The organism is Bacillus sp. MN7755, assembly GCF_054771475.1.
The window spans coordinates 296,978-314,170 of sequence record NZ_BTRL01000017.1 but is presented as its reverse complement, the minus strand read 5'-3'; the positions used below and the strand labels follow the sequence as shown (position 1 = coordinate 314,170).

The following is a 17,193-nucleotide window of genomic DNA, read 5'->3' as shown; positions in this document are numbered from 1 at the left end:
TAAGTGTGGATACTTTGAAAGAATTGTGAAGAAAATTAAAAGTTTTTAAGGATTTTTATCGGCGAGACATACAATAAGTAATGCAAAGCTTAGTTGAATGAATTAGCTCTTCATTTCCTTTTTGTAGCCTGATTTGAAGCGCTTTTTGAAAACAAGTAAGGGCGGTTTGGAAGTCACCCTCATCTAATTTACTTTTTCCGTAATGTTAGTAGAAAAAATCTTCATAAGCGGGTAAGTCTGGTAGTGTTTGTAGAAGTTCGATAAAGATTGTATTTGCAGCAGAAAAACTTCTTTCCCAATGATATGTATGTGCGAGGCGAAGTTTGTTAATAAAAAGCCCTTGGATGTTGTCTGTTTGTGTGTAATATTCAATGGCCTTCTGTAAGTAATACTTACTGTCAGAAAGGTTACTAGCGATTCGTTCATAAACACCGATTAATCCGCAGTTTTTCCCATATAACGGTCCTTCATGTAAATGCTCTTTCAAAAATACAATCCCTTGCTTCATTTCAGCAAGGGATAAAGGTTTTTCTCTAAGGTTTTCATCAAACGTGTATCCCATTTCAAAAGGTATATTCATTGGGACCCCCTTATATTTTCTACATACATCCTAACAACCGCTTCAGCAAGACATTGAGCAGAATCAACAAAATCCTCACTCGCCACCACATTCAAATCGGTACATGCGATAATTGCAGTATCTACTTCATCTTCCAACTGTAAAACGAGCGCATTCCACAATTCGCGAGCTTCTTCACTCTCTCCAGATTTAATCCAAGTAATAATTTGATTAATCATTTCCTGCCATGTTTCATGATGAATGTATTCTATATTACGTTTTGTAATCCCATCTTGGTAAATCCCAGCTTGAACAGTTGCTTCTGTTGCGAGAAGAGCAACTCTTTTTGTATTTTCAGGAATTGTTTTTAACGTCTCATCAACTATATTCAAAATAGGAATAGAAAGAGATCGCTGTAATTCTTCAAAATAAAGATGCGCTGTATTGCACGGCATAGCGATAAATTCTACACCAGTACTCTCGAGTTTTTGTGCTCCTTCAATAATCGCTTTTTTCATCGCTTCGTGATCAATAGGGCGATCCATGTAAAACGGTGTTGGGCACGAGTAAATCATCATATGAGGAAAGTCCATATCATGTTTTGCTCCGTATATTGTTTGGCACCTTGCTACAACTGTATCGACGAACGGTCCAGTTGATTTTGGCCCCATTCCTGCTAGTATTCCGATCATTGTTTCGTCTCCTTTAATATGTAATCAAAAACGTTTTTTGCGAACGATAAAAAGAAATAAAGTAAGTAATAAAAATGAATATACGATAGCCCAAACAGTGAGCCATAGCGTGTGAATCAGTATATGATATTTGTATTGTCCAAGCATTAGAAAGCTTTCGACAGGTGGTAAAAACCATAGTAATTCTTTTTTAAACCGGATGGAGGCAATTGTTATAAGTAATATGAATGTAAGGCTAAGCCAAGCCGTACTTGCTTTTTGAATTATATTTCTTGTAAATAATATTGCGATTGAAATCCCTATTATAGAGAAAGACATGTGAGAGAGAAATCCGACTAGAAATAAAGAAACTTTCATTTTTTCATTAAACATTTGCAAAATAATGGGATAGATTACGGATATAAAAGATAGCACAGTACAAATGAGAAGAGCTGTAATATATTTACCAACGTATAATGTGGAAATGTTATTTGTATGTGAAATAGTGATTTGCTCTTGTACAGGGTCTTCGGTATGAAAAATTGTGACCGTAATCCAGGCAGATAATAAATAAAGTGCGAGTGCTGTTTCTAAATATGTCGGTACAATAGGAGTCGGTTTATATGTATATACAAAAAGCAAGCTCATAAAGTACATCGCAATAGGAGGGATGTACTTATACGATTTTGTATAGTCGAGAAAATGGTAACGAATAAGCGCGAACATAATAAACCTTCTTTCGATTTAAAAGTTAGGTTGTAGCAGTGTGATAGATGCTTTTTTATGTAATAAAAACTGAAGTATGTCATTTGTATATTCTTTTTCGATTTGTAATTGAATAAGATTTTGATTTGAATTGTGTGCAACGTGTATAAAACCGGATTGCTTTTGTAGTTCTATCGCTGAAAATGTTTCATGAACGATTGCTTCAATATAGACTTGTTTTGCTCCTTTTTGCACAGCGGTATCTTCTGCGATTGTATGATTTGCTAACGTCACAATTCTATCGGCGAAGTTTTCTAGTAGCTGTTTTTCGTGACATGTGAAGAGTATAGATATACCTTGTTGTTTTAATGAGAGTAAAATATGTTCTAATTCTTGCTGAGAGTTAGGATCGAGCCCAGAAAGAGGTTCATCTAAAATTAATAAATGGACGTCTGTAAGTAATGCTTGCATAATGCCTGTTTTTTGTTTCATACCTTTTGAAAAGTTTCGTACAACAGAATGCCTTACATGAAGTAAATGAAAAGATTCAAGGAGCATCGGAATTTTATTTCTTACATATGCTGTTGATAAGCCGTGAATGCAGCCGAGATGATATAAATAATCCTCTAATGTAAAACGAATCCCTTCAGGAAAATGTTCAGGTACATAACCGATTTGTATATGTTCTTTCCTTTGAATTGTCCCTGCCGTAGGTGAAATAAAGCCTGCAATTATTTTGAGTAGCGTACTTTTTCCAGTCCCGTTCCCGCCAATAATAGCGAGTGCTTCTCCTTCTGGAATGGATAAATCAATGTTGTCTAGTATAAGTGATTTGCCATACTTCTTTTGAATTCCCCTTAGTTCTACTAGCAAAGTTCTATCCTTCTTTCTTTAAATATTGTATATATCCATTATATAGGAGAATAACAAAAAGACGTGCAGTGAGTGCACGTCTTTTTTTGTTATCTTTTGTCGATAAGTCGATATGTTGTGTCGAATCGTCGATATATCGAAAAAATCGTTGATATATTTTAAGTTACGATAGATATAATTGAAAAATCGTCGATATTTTATCGTTTCTCAATCGCTACAATAAATGGCGGGTTGTTTTGCTGGTTAATGAAGCCGTATCGCAGTACGTGTGCTTGTTTTTGGTCTAGTTCTTCGGCAAATTTAAGTACAGCGTCGCGTTCTACTTGTCCTTCTGGATGTCCGTGGTAAATGACAAGGACGATGATACCTTCAGGCGCCATTACTTCTAGTAATTGCTCGATTGCCGAGATTGTTGAGTTCGGTTTTGTGACGATATGCTTGTCTCCGCCTGGAAGGTAACCTAAGTTGAAGATCGCGCCTGTTACTTTTCCTTTTGCATCTTCTGGTAATACGGATTGAAGTGTATCGTGACTATCGTGAACTAAAACAGTACGTTCGAATAGGTCTTTTTCTTTTAGACGAGTCGTCGAGCTTTCAATTGCCTCTTTTTGAATATCAAATCCAAATACTTTTCCGTTATCTCCAACGATTTCAGCTAGGAAGCAAGTGTCATGACCATTTCCAAGTGTTGCATCTACAGCGTAATCGCCTTCTTTTACTGCCGTTTGCAGAAGCGAGCGAGCAAACGGTAATACACGTTCTAATTTCATTTTTGTTTCTCCTCATTTGCATATTTTCCTTGCCAGCTTCCGCGGCGTACAAATTCTGCATCGATGGAATTTAATACTTCCCATTTATTTAAGCTCCACATTGGGCCGATCATTAAATCAGGTGGACCGTCACCTGTGATGCGGTGCACAATTACGTCTTCTGGAATCATTTCAAGTTGGTCAACAACGAGACTTACGTAATCTTCAAGAGAAAGGAATTCTAATTGTCCTTTTTCATATTGCTTCACCATTGGCGTTCCTTTTAATAAATGAAGTAAATGAATTTTAATTCCTTGTACGTCAAGCTTCGCTACTTCACGAGCTGTTTCCATCATCATGTTGTAATCTTCAAGAGGAAGACCGTTAATAATATGAGAGCAAACTCTAATGCCATGTTTACGTAATTTATTTACGCCTTCAACGTAAGAAGGATAATCGTGAGCACGATTAATAAGATTTGCAGTTCGTTCATGAACAGTTTGTAGTCCGAGCTCAATCCAAAGGTACGTGCGTTTATTTAAGTCCGCTAAATATTCAACGACATCGTCTGGTAAACAATCTGGACGAGTCGCAATAGAAAGACCGACAACGTCTTTTTCTGCTAGAAGCGGTTCGAATTTTTCTTTTAACACTTCAAGTGGTGCATGTGTATTTGTATAAGCCTGAAAATAAGCGATACATTTTCCATCTTTCCACTTTGAACGCATTTTTTCTTTCATTTCATGATATTGCGTGATAACATCATCGCGGCGATCGCCAGCGAAGTCACCAGATCCAGCAGCACTGCAAAATGTACAACCACCATAAGCAACTGTACCGTCACGGTTCGGGCAATCGAATCCAGCATCTAATGACACTTTAAAGATTTTTTCTCCAAATTCATTTCGTAAATGGTAATTCCATGTATGATAACGTTTATTGTCGTTCGTATATGGAAAAGGGTTTTGAACCTTCATTACTTTCCCTCCTAAGACGAGTCAAAATGAAACAAAATCCATTATAACATACTCATAAGGTTCATATGGAAGGGACACACTAAAGGGGAATTGAAGCAAGGAGGGACAATTATGGCAGAGCGTCAATCACTTGAATCTTATATTACACAAGCGGAACAAGCGGTGGAATATGCGAAAGAACAATTAGACCAAGGTATGAGACAAGAGCATTATAATACAATGGAGTATTCAGATGCGCAGTTACAATTAGAACAAGCGTATAACGATTTACAAACGATGCAACAACATGCAAATGATGAGCAACGTGAGCAGTTAAATAGAGCACGTATGGCAATTCGCCAACTGCAACATCAAATGATTATTACACCGCACTAATAAGGAGTGAATGTAATGGCGAAACGTTCAGATCAAAATAACCCAGAGCAAAAAACGCAAAATGGACATAACGCTGAGTTTTCAAATGAACTTGATCCGATTGTTCAAGTAAAACAGCGTAACAGTAAAAAAGGACAACCTCAAAAATCGAAGCAATCAGAGTAAACCAGGTCGCATTATGACCTGGTTTTATTTTGCACTGCAAATGGATGAGTAGTGCGAGATGAACAGTTAATATATCAATTAAAGTTTTATTTTACTATATGACAATAATGTAAGATTACTGTAAGGTTTACCGATAGTTATAAGCCTACTTCTTCAGTAGAGTAAGGGAGGATTAAATTTTGGACAAGGAGTTGCTTTATGGGGAACAATATTACAAACAAACGAATTGATGAGTTAGATTACATTCGTGGTTTCGCACTACTGGGGATTATTTTAGTAAATATTCTCGCATTACTTAACATTAAAATTCCAGATCCTAATACAGTGGATGCTAGCTATCAAAGATTTTTATACTTATTTGTAGAAGGTCGTTTCTTCTCAATCTTCTCATTCTTATTTGGAGTGGGATTCTATATCTTTATTTCGAGAGCGATTGCGAAAGGGAAAAATGGCTATGTTTTGTTTTTACGTCGCTTAGTAGCATTATTTATTTTTGGTTTAATTCATCAAATGTTTCAGCCTGGAGAAGCACTAGCGTTATACGCAATTTGCGGGTTAATCGTTTTACCGTTTTATAAAGCGAAAAAAGAAGTGAACCTAGTACTAGGACTTATTTTGACAATTGCCTTCAGTGTAATGGGAGTTAAAGAACTATTACCACTTGGCTTAATTTTATTAGGACTTGCTGCAGGACAATATCGTGTATTTGAAAATCTCACGCAAAATATAAAGAAAGTCGCTATTTTTACAGGTATTATGTTTGTTTTAAGTGTCATAGCTGTATGGTATCAATACGGACAAGTACCTGCTGATCCATTTGTAAATATGATACTAATGAATGAGGACGGAACAATGGATGCTGCAAGCCAGTTTTTAAAAATTGGTATTACTGTTGGACCAATTATTTCAGCTTTCTATGTTGGAGCATTAATTTTATTACTACAATTAAAACCAGTTCAAACATTGTTAGCACCACTGAAATATTATGGACGTATGGCGTTAACGAATTATATCGGTCAAACTGCAATGATTTTAATTGCAGGCAGTGTATTTAACTTTGCAGGAAATTTAACTTACATGCAGACGTTATATGTGTGTATTGCAATTTATGCAATTCAAATTGTGTTTAGTGTAATTTGGATGAAAATCTTTAAAATGGGTCCACTAGAATGGATTTGGCGTGTTATTACGTACTGGACGGTAACACCTTTAAAGAAATAAAGAGAGAAGTGGGCTGTTCCTTTTGTGGAACAGCCTATTTGTATTGTCAGCTTTTGTCGATAAGTCGATATATTTTGAAAATCGCTGATATATTTGGAGTTATGGTCGATATATTTTGAAAATCGCCGATATATTTGGAGTTACGGTCGATATACTTGAAAAATCGCCGATATAATTTCATTTACCGATTTGCTGTGTCAAAAAACGAACTAGTAGTAGAAGCCAAGCTTACAAGCACAACTTTTTTATCTTACAAAAGTGTAAGGTAATTGTAATGTTAACAAATAGCAGTTCAGCTCCAAAAAGCGCAGAATAGGTAATGGAAAAACAAGTGTAGGAGGATATATATGACGAAACCAGTTGTAGACGTGAAAAACGTTCAAAAAGTGTACGGTAAAAAAGGTGAGAATCAATCACACGCATTAAAAGGTGTATCATTCTCAATTCAAGAGGGTGAGTTTGTTGGAATTATGGGACCATCTGGTTCTGGTAAAACAACATTACTAAATGTAATTTCAACGCTTGATAAAGCAACGGGCGGAGTTGTTGAAATTGCAGGAACGGATATTACGAAAATGAAGCAAGGTGAGCTTTCTGATTTCCGCTCGCAAAAATTAGGATTCATCTTCCAAGATTTTAACTTATTAGAGAACTTATCTATTTACGAAAACATTGCATTGCCACTTTCACTTCAAGGTGTTTCATCACGTAACATTGGACCGAAAGTAGAAAAAGTAGCAGATATGTTAGGTATTTCAGCAATTCTTCAAAAGTATCCATCTGAAGTGTCTGGTGGACAGAAACAGCGTTCAGCAGCAGCGCGCGCTTTAGTACATGAGCCAGCAATTATTTTAGGGGACGAGCCAACAGGAGCGCTTGATTCTAAAAATGCAGCGAGTTTACTTGATGCGATGACGAACTTAAATAAAGATCAAGGCGTATCTATTATGATGGTTACACATGATCCGTATAGTGCAAGTTACTGTCAGCGTATTTTATTCATTCAAGATGGTGAGCTATATAAAGAAATTCACCGCGGTGGTACACGCGAAGAGTTTTATAAAGAAATTTTAGATGTGCTTGCAGACTTAGGCACACAAAAAGCGTAAGAAAGGAGGTCTAGGGCATGTTATTTAAACTTTCCATGTCAGGACTAAAAAGTAAGCTGAAAGATTATATCGTCTTACTTGTTGGTCTTGTCATGTCCATTTCAATTTTTTATATGTTTCAAACATTAGCGTTAAACGAAGCCTTCCTTAAGGAAAATTCTACTATTGGTCAAATTGGATTTGTATTCCAAGCAGGTTCATTTTTACTCGCTATTATAACGTTCTTCTATATTTTGTATGCGAACTCTTTCTTACTATCTCTTCGTCAAAAAGAGTTTGGTATGTATATGATGTTAGGAGCAAAAAAGCATAAAGTTACATTACTTATGTTTATTGAAACAATCGTATTAGGCGCTGCGTCTCTTGCAATTGGTATTATAGTTGGTGTAGGACTTGCAGAAGGTATCGGACAGTTATTAATGAAACAATTAGAATTTGCTGGTAAAGGCTATAAAGCATTTTATTTACCATCAATGACTGTTACGTGCATCTTCTTCTTTGCACTATTTGTATTATCAGCAATTATGAACAGTATTAAATTATCACGTATTTCTGTACTGCAACTTGTACATGCAGACGCACAAACAGAACGTGTTGCAGTAAAAGGAAAAATGACAGGTGTAGTTGCATTCCTTGCGGTTATTTTATTAGGTATTGGCTATGCATCAATGATTTACATGGAAAAACTAAGAGAAATGGGAATCCTTATTGCATTAATTACAACAACAGCTGGTACTTACATGCTGTTTGGATCACTTCTCCCAGTTATTATTAAAAAGTTAAAAGGTAATAAAAAGCGTAGTGAAAAAGGGCTTAACGCTTTTACATTTGCACAATTAAATTTCCGTATTAATAGTTTAACGAAAGTACTTGCAACAGTAGCGATGTTAGTTGCTCTTGGAGCTGGTGCAATTTCAGGTGGTATGGCGTTTAAAAATAACGTTATAAAAATGGTTGATGGTTTAGTAATTTACGATTCAGTTGTTCATAATCCAACAGCTGAAGAAAAGAAAGTTTTAAATGGTATTACATTTAAAGAGAAAAATGAATATCGTTACAAAGTTGATAATAAATACGTTTACTATGTAAAAGAAGATTTAGAGAAAAATCGTCCTTTAGTAAAAGATATGTCAAATATGAAGTCGATGAAGGATTTAATGAATACAAAGAAAGTTTCAGCGGACCTGCCAGTAGGTGCAGTTTCTCGAGAAATGAATGAAAAAGATGCGAACGCTAAAGAACTTCCAGAAGAATGGGACGAGGCTTTCAGAACAATCCAGCCATTCTACGTACATGAAGATCATGCAATTAAAATTGTAGATCAAAAAATGTACGATACTGTAAACGGTAAAGAAGGAATCGTATTTACTGGAAAAACAGATGATTTTGAAGCACACATAAAAGAATGGAAAAAACTTGACGAGTTGCAACTAGATAAATATAAAAATGTAGCAGCTGAAAGATTAAATAGTAAATATCAAGCTTACGACATGTTCTACGGCGTTGCGAGCGGAACAGTGTTTATGGGATTCTTCCTTGGAATTGCATTCTTAGCAATGATGGCAAGTTGTTTAATGTTTAAAATTCTTTCTGGTGCATCAAAAGATATTACGCGTTATCAAATGCTTCGTAAAATCGGTGTGCGCCGTGAATTATTAACAAAATCCATTTATAAAGAATTATTCTTAGTATTCTTATTCCCAGCAATTGTAGGTATTGCACACGTATTAGTTGGTATGAATATTTTCGGATTTATTTTAATCGATCCGTACTTCCGTATTTGGGTACCAATTGTAATTTTCGTAGTTATTTACACGATTTATTACTTCATTACAGTTCAATTGTATAAAGGAATTGTTCTTCCTAAGGAAGATTAATAAAAAAACCGAGCGAAACTGCTCGGTTTTTATTATTTTCAGAAAAAACACTTTAATGTTACTGAAATATATAATATAATGTAAATAAGTAACATAATATTAAAGTAGAAGCAGCTGGATAATGAAAGGAGGAATCCGATCTGTAGAAAGAGGCTGAACTTGTATCCCCCTATTTTTCCTACCCCACTGTATTTGCACAATTATAAATTTCCAAACGAAAAATTTTCGGACCTAAAAGTATATTAAAAAATAATGGATAATACATGGAAATCCCCTAGCATGATAAGGTAAAATGGACAACATGATGAGAAAATTACCGTTCATAAGATGAGGAGAATACATGTATGGAAGTTGTAGAGGCATTAAAAGATATAAGCCAAATTGAGGCTATGAAAAAGTATTTAAAAGAGCACTCGCAGCGAGATTATCTTTTATTTGTTATTGGAATTAACACAGGATTAAAAATTACTGAGCTACTTAGCATGAAATTTGAAGAGGTATTAAATGAAGATGGAACTGTTAAAGAGTTTTATTCTCTTCCTGTGAAGGATGAAAAGTTTAAACAAGATATTTATTTAAATACAAAAGTAAAAGAAGCACTTTTAGAGTACGTACAATCTATTAATGTGAAAAGAGAAAACTACGTATTTCAATCTAATAAAACGGCAAATTCAATTACGCGTCAACAAGCGTATCGTGTAATTCATAATGCTGCTGAAGCAGTTGGGGTTGTTGGTAAAATCGGAACGAACTCAATGAGAAAAACATTTGGATTTCATGCGTACAAAAGAGGGATAGCGATTGCGCTATTGCAAAAACATTTTCATCACGCGACACCTTCAGAGACATTAAAGTATTTGGGAATCTCAAAAGATGAAGAATTTAAAACAGAGATTGATGTAGATTTGTAAAAGCCGTAACTAAAAACTTTAGGAGGCGGAAAATATGAATATTCGAGAGAGTGAATTACCGGGCATTGGATGTAAATTTGAAGTAATTACAAAAGGTAATGAAAAAATGGTTATCGTTATTCATGATGATGGCCGAAGAGAAATGTATCATTTTGATGCGGATCATGATGAGAGTATTTCAAGCATTTCTCTTCGTGATTCTGAATCGAGACAAATTGCGGCTATATTAGGCGGAATGGTATATAGACCACAAGCATTAGACACAATTGAGATGGCTTTTGAAGGATTATCAATTGAATGGTTTAAGGTGGAAAATAACGCACCAGTCGTACAAAAAACAATTGGTAGCTTACATGTACGAAAAACGTATAATGTAACGATTATTGCTATTTTAAAAAAGAATATGAAGAAATTCTTTAATCCAGGTCCAGACTCTATTATTGAAGCTGGCGATATGCTCGTGTTATCGGGTGAAAGACATGAAGTGAAAAGAATTATTAATGAATTGCTTTCAGCAGGAGGTGATTCATAATCGATGGATACTTTAATCTTTGAAGTTGGAACTGCGTTAGTATTAGTCGCTTTTGCAGCTATCCTCGCTGCGAAGTTAAAGTTCTCGATTATTCCGTTTCTCATTATACTCGGTATGTTAGTGGGGCCTCATGCCCCAGATTTAGGACTTATCGATTTAAGATTTATTGAAAGCGGAGAAGTTATTTCCTTCCTCGGACGTGTTGGCGTCATATTCCTCCTATTCTATTTAGGCTTAGAATTCTCAATAAAAAAATTAATTAAATCAGGAAAATCAATTGCTTTCGGGGGGACTGTCCACATATCACTTAATTTCATATTAGGTTTGCTTTATGGATATGTGATGGGCTTCCCCTTACTAGAAACGTTAATTATTGCTGGAATCATTACGATTTCATCAAGTGCAATTGTTGCAAAAGTCATTGTTGATTTAAGAAGATCTGGTAATAAAGAGACTGAATTAATATTAGGAATCATTATGTTTGATGATATTTTTTTAGCTGTATATTTATCAGTCGTTTCAGGTTTAGTACTTGGTGGGGCAACATCATTTGTAGGTGCTCTTACATCGGTGCTAATCGCAGTAGGGTATATGCTACTATTCTTTGTAATCGCTAGAAAAGCTACGCCGTTTTTAAATAAAGTATTAGATATTTCGTCTAACGAAATTTTCATTATCGTAATATTTGCTATTTTATTCTTCGTAGCAGGATTTTCAGAAACGATTCACGTTGCTGAGGCGATTGGAGCGTTATTATTAGGACTCGTCTTTTCTGAAACGGAGCATAGTGATCGAATTGAGAAGCTCGTCGTCCCATTCCGTGATTTCTTTGGAGCCATATTCTTTTTCAGCTTCGGTTTAAGTATAGATCCATTTTCGCTTGGAGGAGCAGTGTGGTTGGCATTAGGAGCAGTTTTCATTACTCTAATCGGTAATTTTACTGCTGGAATGATTGCGGGACGTAAAGCCGGGTTATCCCATAAGGCTTCTACGAATATCGGTTTAACACTCGTATCACGCGGAGAGTTCTCCATAATTGTTGCGAATATTGGAATTGCAGGCGGCTTACTGGCAACAATCAAACCGTTCTCGGCTTTATATGTTTTAATATTGGCATCGTTAGGACCTTTGTTAACGAAAGAATCTGGGAGGATATACTCTCTATTAGATAAGATATTTAAATGGAGCGCTAAAGAACGTGCGAAGCGAGAAAAAGAAGTTGGATAATATAAAAAAGAAGAGACTGCATGAACTTCATGCAGTCTCTTCTTTTTTATATATTGTTACTGTTGGCGTTTTTTGTCGGTAAGTCGATATATTTCCAAAATCGCTGATATATTTTCAAACGGCAATCAATATCATTTCATTTACTAACAAACCATTATCTGAATTTCATCAACTATTAATCAGTTGCCTTCCTATTTAAAAACGACTACAATTTTACTGTTATAGATGAACGAAAAAAATAGAATAGGAGGGGAGACTATGCCAAGGAAAGTATGGCTATTAGTAGCTGGGATGATTATTAATGTCACGGGTGCTTCTTTTTTATGGCCTTTTAATACAATTTATTTGCATGATCACCTAGGGAAATCTTTATCTGTAGCCGGAATGGTATTAATGATCAACTCGCTTACTGGTGTAATCGGAAACTTGCTCGGCGGTGTTTTATTTGATAAATGGGGCGGTTATAAATCAACTTTAGTAGGGATTGTGATTACACTTGTATCGATTTTAGGTCTTGTGTTCTTCCACGGTTGGCCTTTATACGTTGTATGGCTAGCGTTAATCGGTTTTGGTTCTGGAATGGTCTTCCCATCGATGTATGCGATGGTTGGTACGGTTTGGCCAGAGGGCGGAAGACGAGCATTTAATGCGATGTATGTTGGACAAAACGTTGGTATTGCGATCGGAACAGCGTGTGGTGGATTAGTTGCATCGTATCGTTTTGATTATATTTTCTTAGCAAACTTTATTTTATACTTTGTTTTCTTCTTAATTGCTTTTATTGGATTCCGTGGTATGGAAGACAAGAAAGAGCCAGGAGCGCAAAAAGAAGGCGAAACGGAAAAAGGCTGGTCACTTACGCCAGGATTCAAAGCACTTCTTATCGTATGTGTAGCATATGCTTTATGCTGGGTTACATACGTACAGTGGCAAGGGGCAATTGCAACACATATGCAAGAATTAAACATTAGCCTTCGTCACTACAGTTTATTATGGACGATAAACGGAGCGATGATTGTTTGTGCGCAGCCGCTAGTTAGTATGTTAATTCGCTGGATGAAGCGTTCATTAAAACAACAAATTATGATTGGGATCTTCATTTTTGCGGCGTCATTCGTTGTATTAAGTCAAGCGCAGCAATTTACGATGTTCCTTGTGGCAATGGTTACATTAACAATTGGTGAATTATTCGTATGGCCAGCAGTGCCGACAATTGCAAATATACTTGCGCCAAAAGATAAACTTGGTTTTTATCAAGGCGTTGTAAATAGTGCGGCGACTGTAGGGAAAATGTTCGGGCCAGTCGTTGGCGGAGCAATTGTTGATTTATACAATATGGAAGTATTGTTTATAGCAATCATGGTAATGCTTGTAGTAGCGCTTATAGCAACGAGCATTTATGATAAACGAGTAAAAGTAGAAGAAACAGTTGAAGAAAAAATTGCAGTTTAGTTTGACGGAACATGTTAACATGTTTTAGAATATATTTAAATAAAACAACCTTTGGGACAAGGGAGATAGCTCGGCTGTCTTAAGACGAATTCGTTCGTTATTAAGAGTAACGATTAACCGAGAAGCCCCGCTTTAAGTAAGCTCTTATGAGATACGAAGTTGAGGGTAGTTCACATTCACTCATATTTGTAATAACAGTGAGAAGGAGTAGTAGTAATAGAAGCTGGTTTAGAGAGTTGACGGTCGGTGCAAGTCAATCCACGTTTCGTTATGAACTCGCCTTTGAGTTGCGGTTGTGAAACTAGTAGTAGCAATTGCCGTTAATCCACGTTACGGATCTAAGCGAATGTATATTTTTTGTACATTAATTTAGGGTGGTACCGCGGGAATCTATAACCTCTCGTCCCTTTCTAGGGATGAGAGGTTTTTTGTATTTTGGGCGGTGAAAATAAATGAAATTTCAAGGAGGGTATCTCATGAGCTTTAATCATCAAGAAGTTGAGAAGAAGTGGCAAGGGTACTGGGAAGAGAATAAAACATTCCGTACGCCAGATGAAACAGAAAAACCAAAATTTTATGCACTAGATATGTTTCCATATCCATCAGGTGCAGGTCTACACGTAGGACATCCAGAAGGTTATACAGCGACAGATATTTTATCTCGTATGAAGCGTATGCAAGGATATAACGTTCTTCATCCAATGGGATGGGATGCATTCGGTCTTCCAGCAGAGCAATATGCACTTGATACTGGAAACAGCCCAGCAGAATTTACAGAGCATAATATTAATACGTTCCGTAACCAAATTAAATCATTAGGTTTCTCTTACGATTGGGACCGTGAAGTAAATACAACAGATCCAAACTACTACAAGTGGACACAATGGATCTTCCTAAAACTATTTGAAAAAGGCTTAGCTTACGTTGATGAAGTACCTGTAAACTGGTGTCCAGCACTTGGTACAGTACTTGCAAACGAAGAAATCATTGATGGTAAGAGTGAGCGCGGTGGACATCCAGTTGAGCGTCGTCCGATGAGACAGTGGATGTTAAAAATTACAGCTTACGGAGATCGTCTATTAGAAGATCTAGATGAGCTTGATTGGCCAGAAAGCTTAAAAGATATGCAACGTAACTGGATCGGTCGTTCTGAAGGTGCAGAAGTACACTTCAACATCGATGGTACAGATGAGAAATTCACAGTTTTCACAACGCGTCCTGATACACTATTTGGCGCAAGCTACTGTGTACTTGCTCCAGAACATGCACTTGTTGCTGACATTACAACTGTTGAGCAAAAAGAAGCTGTAGAAGCTTACATTAATTCTGTAAAAATGAAGAGTGATTTAGAGCGTACAGAACTTGCGAAAGAAAAAACTGGTGTATTCACTGGTGCTTACGCAGTTAACCCAGTAAATGGTGAGAAATTGCCAATCTGGATTGCTGATTACGTTCTTGCAACTTACGGAACAGGTGCTGTAATGGCGGTTCCAGCTCACGATGAGCGTGACTATGAATTCGCATCAACGTTCAACCTTCCAATGAAGGAAGTTGTAAAAGGCGGAGACATTACGAAAGAAGCATACACAGGTGATGGTGCTCACGTAAACTCAGCATTCCTTGATGGATTAAATAAAGAAGAAGCAATCGCAAAAATGATTGAATGGCTTGAAGTAACGAGCGCAGGAAATCAAAAAGTAACGTACCGTCTACGTGACTGGTTATTCAGCCGTCAACGTTACTGGGGTGAGCCAATTCCAGTAATCCACTGGGAAGATGGCACAATGACAGCTGTGAAAGAAGAAGAATTACCATTAGTTCTTCCGAAAACAGAAAACATCCGTCCTTCAGGTACTGGTGAATCACCACTTGCTAACATTGACGAGTGGGTAAATGTTGTAGATCCTGAGACTGGTAAAAAAGGTCGTCGTGAAACGAACACAATGCCACAATGGGCTGGTAGCTGCTGGTATTACCTACGTTACATCGATCCAAACAATAGCGAAGCACTTGTAGATCCTGAAAAAGTAAAACAATGGCTTCCAGTTGATATTTATATTGGCGGTGCAGAGCATGCTGTACTTCACTTACTATATGCTCGTTTCTGGCACAAAGTATTATACGATATCGGTGTAGTTCCAACGAAAGAGCCATTCCAACAATTATTTAACCAAGGTATGATTCTAGGTGAAAACAACGAGAAAATGAGTAAATCAAAAGGTAACGTTGTAAACCCAGATGATATCGTAGCAAGCCACGGTGCAGATACACTTCGTCTATACGAAATGTTCATGGGACCATTAGATGCTTCAATCGCTTGGTCTGAAAATGGTCTTGACGGAGCTCGTCGTTTCCTAGACCGCGTATGGCGCCTATTTGTTCAAGATAACGGTGAATTAAGCGAGAAAATTACTGATGCACCAAATAAAGACCTTGAAAAAGCTTACCACCAAACAGTGAAGAAAGTAACAGAAGACTATGCAGAGCTTCGCTTCAACACAGCGATTTCTCAAATGATGGTATTCATCAACGATGCATACAAAGCTGAAACACTTCCGAAAGAATATGTAGAAGGTTTCGTAAAAATGATTGCACCAGTTGCACCTCACATCGGGGAAGAGCTATGGAGCAAGCTTGGTTACAATGAAACAATCACATATGCAAGCTGGCCAACATTTGATGAGTCTAAACTTGTAGAAGATGAAGTTGAAATCGTTGTTCAAATTATGGGCAAAGTTCGCGCAAAACTAACAATGAGTAAAGATGCATCAAAAGACGAAATGGAAAAACTTGCACTTGAAGCAATTCAAGACCAAATTGAAGGGAAAACAGTTCGTAAAGTAATTGTTGTTCCTGGCAAACTTGTTAACGTTGTTGCAAACTAATTCATTCTAAATAAAAGCTCAGAGTATTTATACTCTGAGCTTTTTTGTGTAGAAAATAATCTCTGGATCACCTTCATCTAAATTTTCAATTATGCCACTACGTATAAAACCGTTCGCACTAAAAACTTTTTGCATACTTTCATTTGATTCGTTCGTTGAAGAAAATATTTTTTGAGTAGGAGAATGACTTAACATATATGAGAGTAACGAGCTTGCATAGCCTCGTCTTCTTTTTGCTGGCGAAACAATGATTAATGAGAGGAAAGTACAATCAAAGAAACTTGTATCGTATGTTAGAAAACCGGAAATAGAATTATCTTCTTTTAAGATGACGCATCGTTCCTCATCAATAGTGTGCTTAATATAATTTCGTCTGCTATCATTTCCGATTACATCAATATCTATATGTACGATTGAATCTAAATCATTGATAGAAGCTTTTGTTACGTTCTTCAATAGAAATACCCCCTAGAAAAAATATTCAGTTAATTAATTTTACCATGAATGAAGAAAAAGGAGCGGAATTCCAATACAGACAAACACCTATTTTTCTATAGGAAATATGATAAAAAAGGTAGGCTAAATTGAGTAGAAGAGGTGAAAGGAATGAAAGGGATGGACAATAATGCACCACACGGATTTTTCGGAGGTGGATCGGATAGTTATGAACAAATGATGTTAATGGGAGGGGCAGGTCAACAAGGATATGGCGGAATTCCGAGCTGGATAGGCGGAGCGCCTGGAGGGCTTTCAACGTCAGTAGCGGGTGTACAAACAGGATTTCCATCTTTCGTTGGAGGAGTGCAGACAGGATTTCCTGTACCAGGAGTAGGTGTTGTGGCTGGAGGAATAGGTGGATATCCGCAAGCAATTCATGACCACCATCACCAAGGTCACCAAGGTCA

16 protein-coding genes, 2 pseudogenes and 1 other annotated feature are annotated in these 17,193 nt (G+C 36.7%); of the genes and pseudogenes, 11 read left to right on the top strand and 7 right to left on the bottom strand.

Annotation, left to right across the window (positions count from 1 at the left end; translation table 11 throughout):
• Positions 1-55 precede the first annotated feature (55 nt).
• The 6 genes and pseudogenes from ACYVEC_RS20900 to mnmL form a co-directional block, all read right to left on the bottom strand.
• Positions 56-580: pseudogene (locus ACYVEC_RS20900) on the bottom strand (hypothetical protein).
• The gene (locus ACYVEC_RS20895) at positions 577-1,251 is read right to left on the bottom strand and encodes an aspartate/glutamate racemase family protein (RefSeq protein ID WP_063223612.1); all 675 of its coding nucleotides are present in this window, start codon (positions 1,249-1,251) and stop codon (positions 577-579) included. The pseudogene ACYVEC_RS20900 and the gene ACYVEC_RS20895 overlap by 4 nt, the downstream one beginning before the upstream one ends.
• A 24-nt stretch (positions 1,252-1,275) precedes the next feature.
• Positions 1,276-1,956 (bottom strand): hypothetical protein, encoded by a 681-nt coding sequence (locus tag ACYVEC_RS20890; RefSeq protein ID WP_063223611.1) that lies wholly within the window; start codon positions 1,954-1,956, stop codon positions 1,276-1,278.
• A gap of 18 nt (positions 1,957-1,974) precedes the next feature.
• Complete coding sequence (locus tag ACYVEC_RS20885; protein WP_063223610.1) at positions 1,975-2,808, bottom strand: ABC transporter ATP-binding protein; 834 nt, start codon at positions 2,806-2,808, stop codon at positions 1,975-1,977.
• Positions 2,809-3,005: 197 nt separating this feature from the next.
• On the bottom strand, positions 3,006-3,578 hold the full coding sequence (gene mnmM / locus ACYVEC_RS20880; protein WP_063223609.1) for a tRNA 5-(aminomethyl)-2-thiouridylate-methyltransferase MnmM: 573 nt from the start codon (positions 3,576-3,578) through the stop codon (positions 3,006-3,008).
• Complete coding sequence (gene mnmL, locus ACYVEC_RS20875) at positions 3,575-4,534, bottom strand: tRNA modification radical SAM protein MnmL/YtqA (protein WP_098555208.1); 960 nt, start codon at positions 4,532-4,534, stop codon at positions 3,575-3,577. Before mnmL ends, mnmM begins: the two co-directional genes overlap by 4 nt.
• Before the next feature lie 111 nt (positions 4,535-4,645).
• Here mnmL and ACYVEC_RS20870 point away from each other — a divergent pair, with 111 nt between their 5' ends.
• The 10 genes from ACYVEC_RS20870 (at position 4,646) to leuS (ending at position 16,288) form a co-directional block, all read left to right on the top strand.
• Complete coding sequence (locus ACYVEC_RS20870) at positions 4,646-4,909, top strand: YtzC family protein (protein ID WP_000840869.1); 264 nt, start codon at positions 4,646-4,648, stop codon at positions 4,907-4,909.
• Between the two features lie 15 nt (positions 4,910-4,924).
• Complete coding sequence (locus tag ACYVEC_RS20865; protein WP_001129340.1) at positions 4,925-5,074, top strand: hypothetical protein; 150 nt, start codon at positions 4,925-4,927, stop codon at positions 5,072-5,074.
• A 198-nt stretch (positions 5,075-5,272) separates the two neighbouring features.
• Positions 5,273-6,295, top strand: a complete 1,023-nt coding sequence (locus tag ACYVEC_RS20860; RefSeq protein ID WP_063223608.1) for a DUF418 domain-containing protein — start codon at positions 5,273-5,275, stop codon at positions 6,293-6,295.
• Between the two features lie 347 nt (positions 6,296-6,642).
• The gene (locus ACYVEC_RS20855) at positions 6,643-7,404 is read left to right on the top strand and encodes an ABC transporter ATP-binding protein (protein WP_071771094.1); all 762 of its coding nucleotides are present in this window, start codon (positions 6,643-6,645) and stop codon (positions 7,402-7,404) included.
• 17 nt (positions 7,405-7,421) lie between these two features.
• Positions 7,422-9,281 carry an FtsX-like permease family protein gene (locus tag ACYVEC_RS20850; protein WP_098555209.1) on the top strand — a complete coding sequence of 620 codons (1,860 nt, stop codon included), beginning with the start codon at positions 7,422-7,424 and terminating at the stop codon, positions 9,279-9,281.
• Between the two features lie 344 nt (positions 9,282-9,625).
• Complete coding sequence (locus ACYVEC_RS20845; protein ID WP_063223605.1) at positions 9,626-10,192, top strand: tyrosine-type recombinase/integrase; 567 nt, start codon at positions 9,626-9,628, stop codon at positions 10,190-10,192.
• A gap of 34 nt (positions 10,193-10,226) precedes the next feature.
• Entirely contained in the window at positions 10,227-10,724 is a 498-nt protein-coding gene (locus ACYVEC_RS20840) for a cation:proton antiporter regulatory subunit (RefSeq protein WP_098555211.1), read from the top strand.
• A 3-nt stretch (positions 10,725-10,727) separates the two neighbouring features.
• Positions 10,728-11,951 (top strand): cation:proton antiporter, encoded by a 1,224-nt coding sequence (locus tag ACYVEC_RS20835; RefSeq protein WP_063223604.1) that lies wholly within the window; start codon positions 10,728-10,730, stop codon positions 11,949-11,951.
• A 258-nt stretch (positions 11,952-12,209) separates the two neighbouring features.
• The gene (locus ACYVEC_RS20830; RefSeq protein ID WP_460508132.1) at positions 12,210-13,403 is read left to right on the top strand and encodes an MDR family MFS transporter; all 1,194 of its coding nucleotides are present in this window, start codon (positions 12,210-12,212) and stop codon (positions 13,401-13,403) included.
• A gap of 188 nt (positions 13,404-13,591) precedes the next feature.
• Positions 13,592-13,814, top strand: a binding site (T-box leader).
• A 65-nt stretch (positions 13,815-13,879) separates the two neighbouring features.
• Positions 13,880-16,288 carry a leucine--tRNA ligase gene (gene leuS, locus ACYVEC_RS20825; protein ID WP_460508130.1) on the top strand — a complete coding sequence of 803 codons (2,409 nt, stop codon included), beginning with the start codon at positions 13,880-13,882 and terminating at the stop codon, positions 16,286-16,288.
• A 27-nt stretch (positions 16,289-16,315) separates the two neighbouring features.
• Here the strand turns inward: leuS and ACYVEC_RS20820 are convergent, their stop codons facing one another.
• Positions 16,316-16,744 carry a GNAT family N-acetyltransferase gene (locus ACYVEC_RS20820; protein WP_063223601.1) on the bottom strand — a complete coding sequence of 143 codons (429 nt, stop codon included), beginning with the start codon at positions 16,742-16,744 and terminating at the stop codon, positions 16,316-16,318.
• A gap of 150 nt (positions 16,745-16,894) precedes the next feature.
• Here ACYVEC_RS20820 and ACYVEC_RS20815 point away from each other — a divergent pair.
• Positions 16,895-17,193 (top strand): annotated as a pseudogene (locus tag ACYVEC_RS20815) (vrrB protein); the annotation flags it as partial.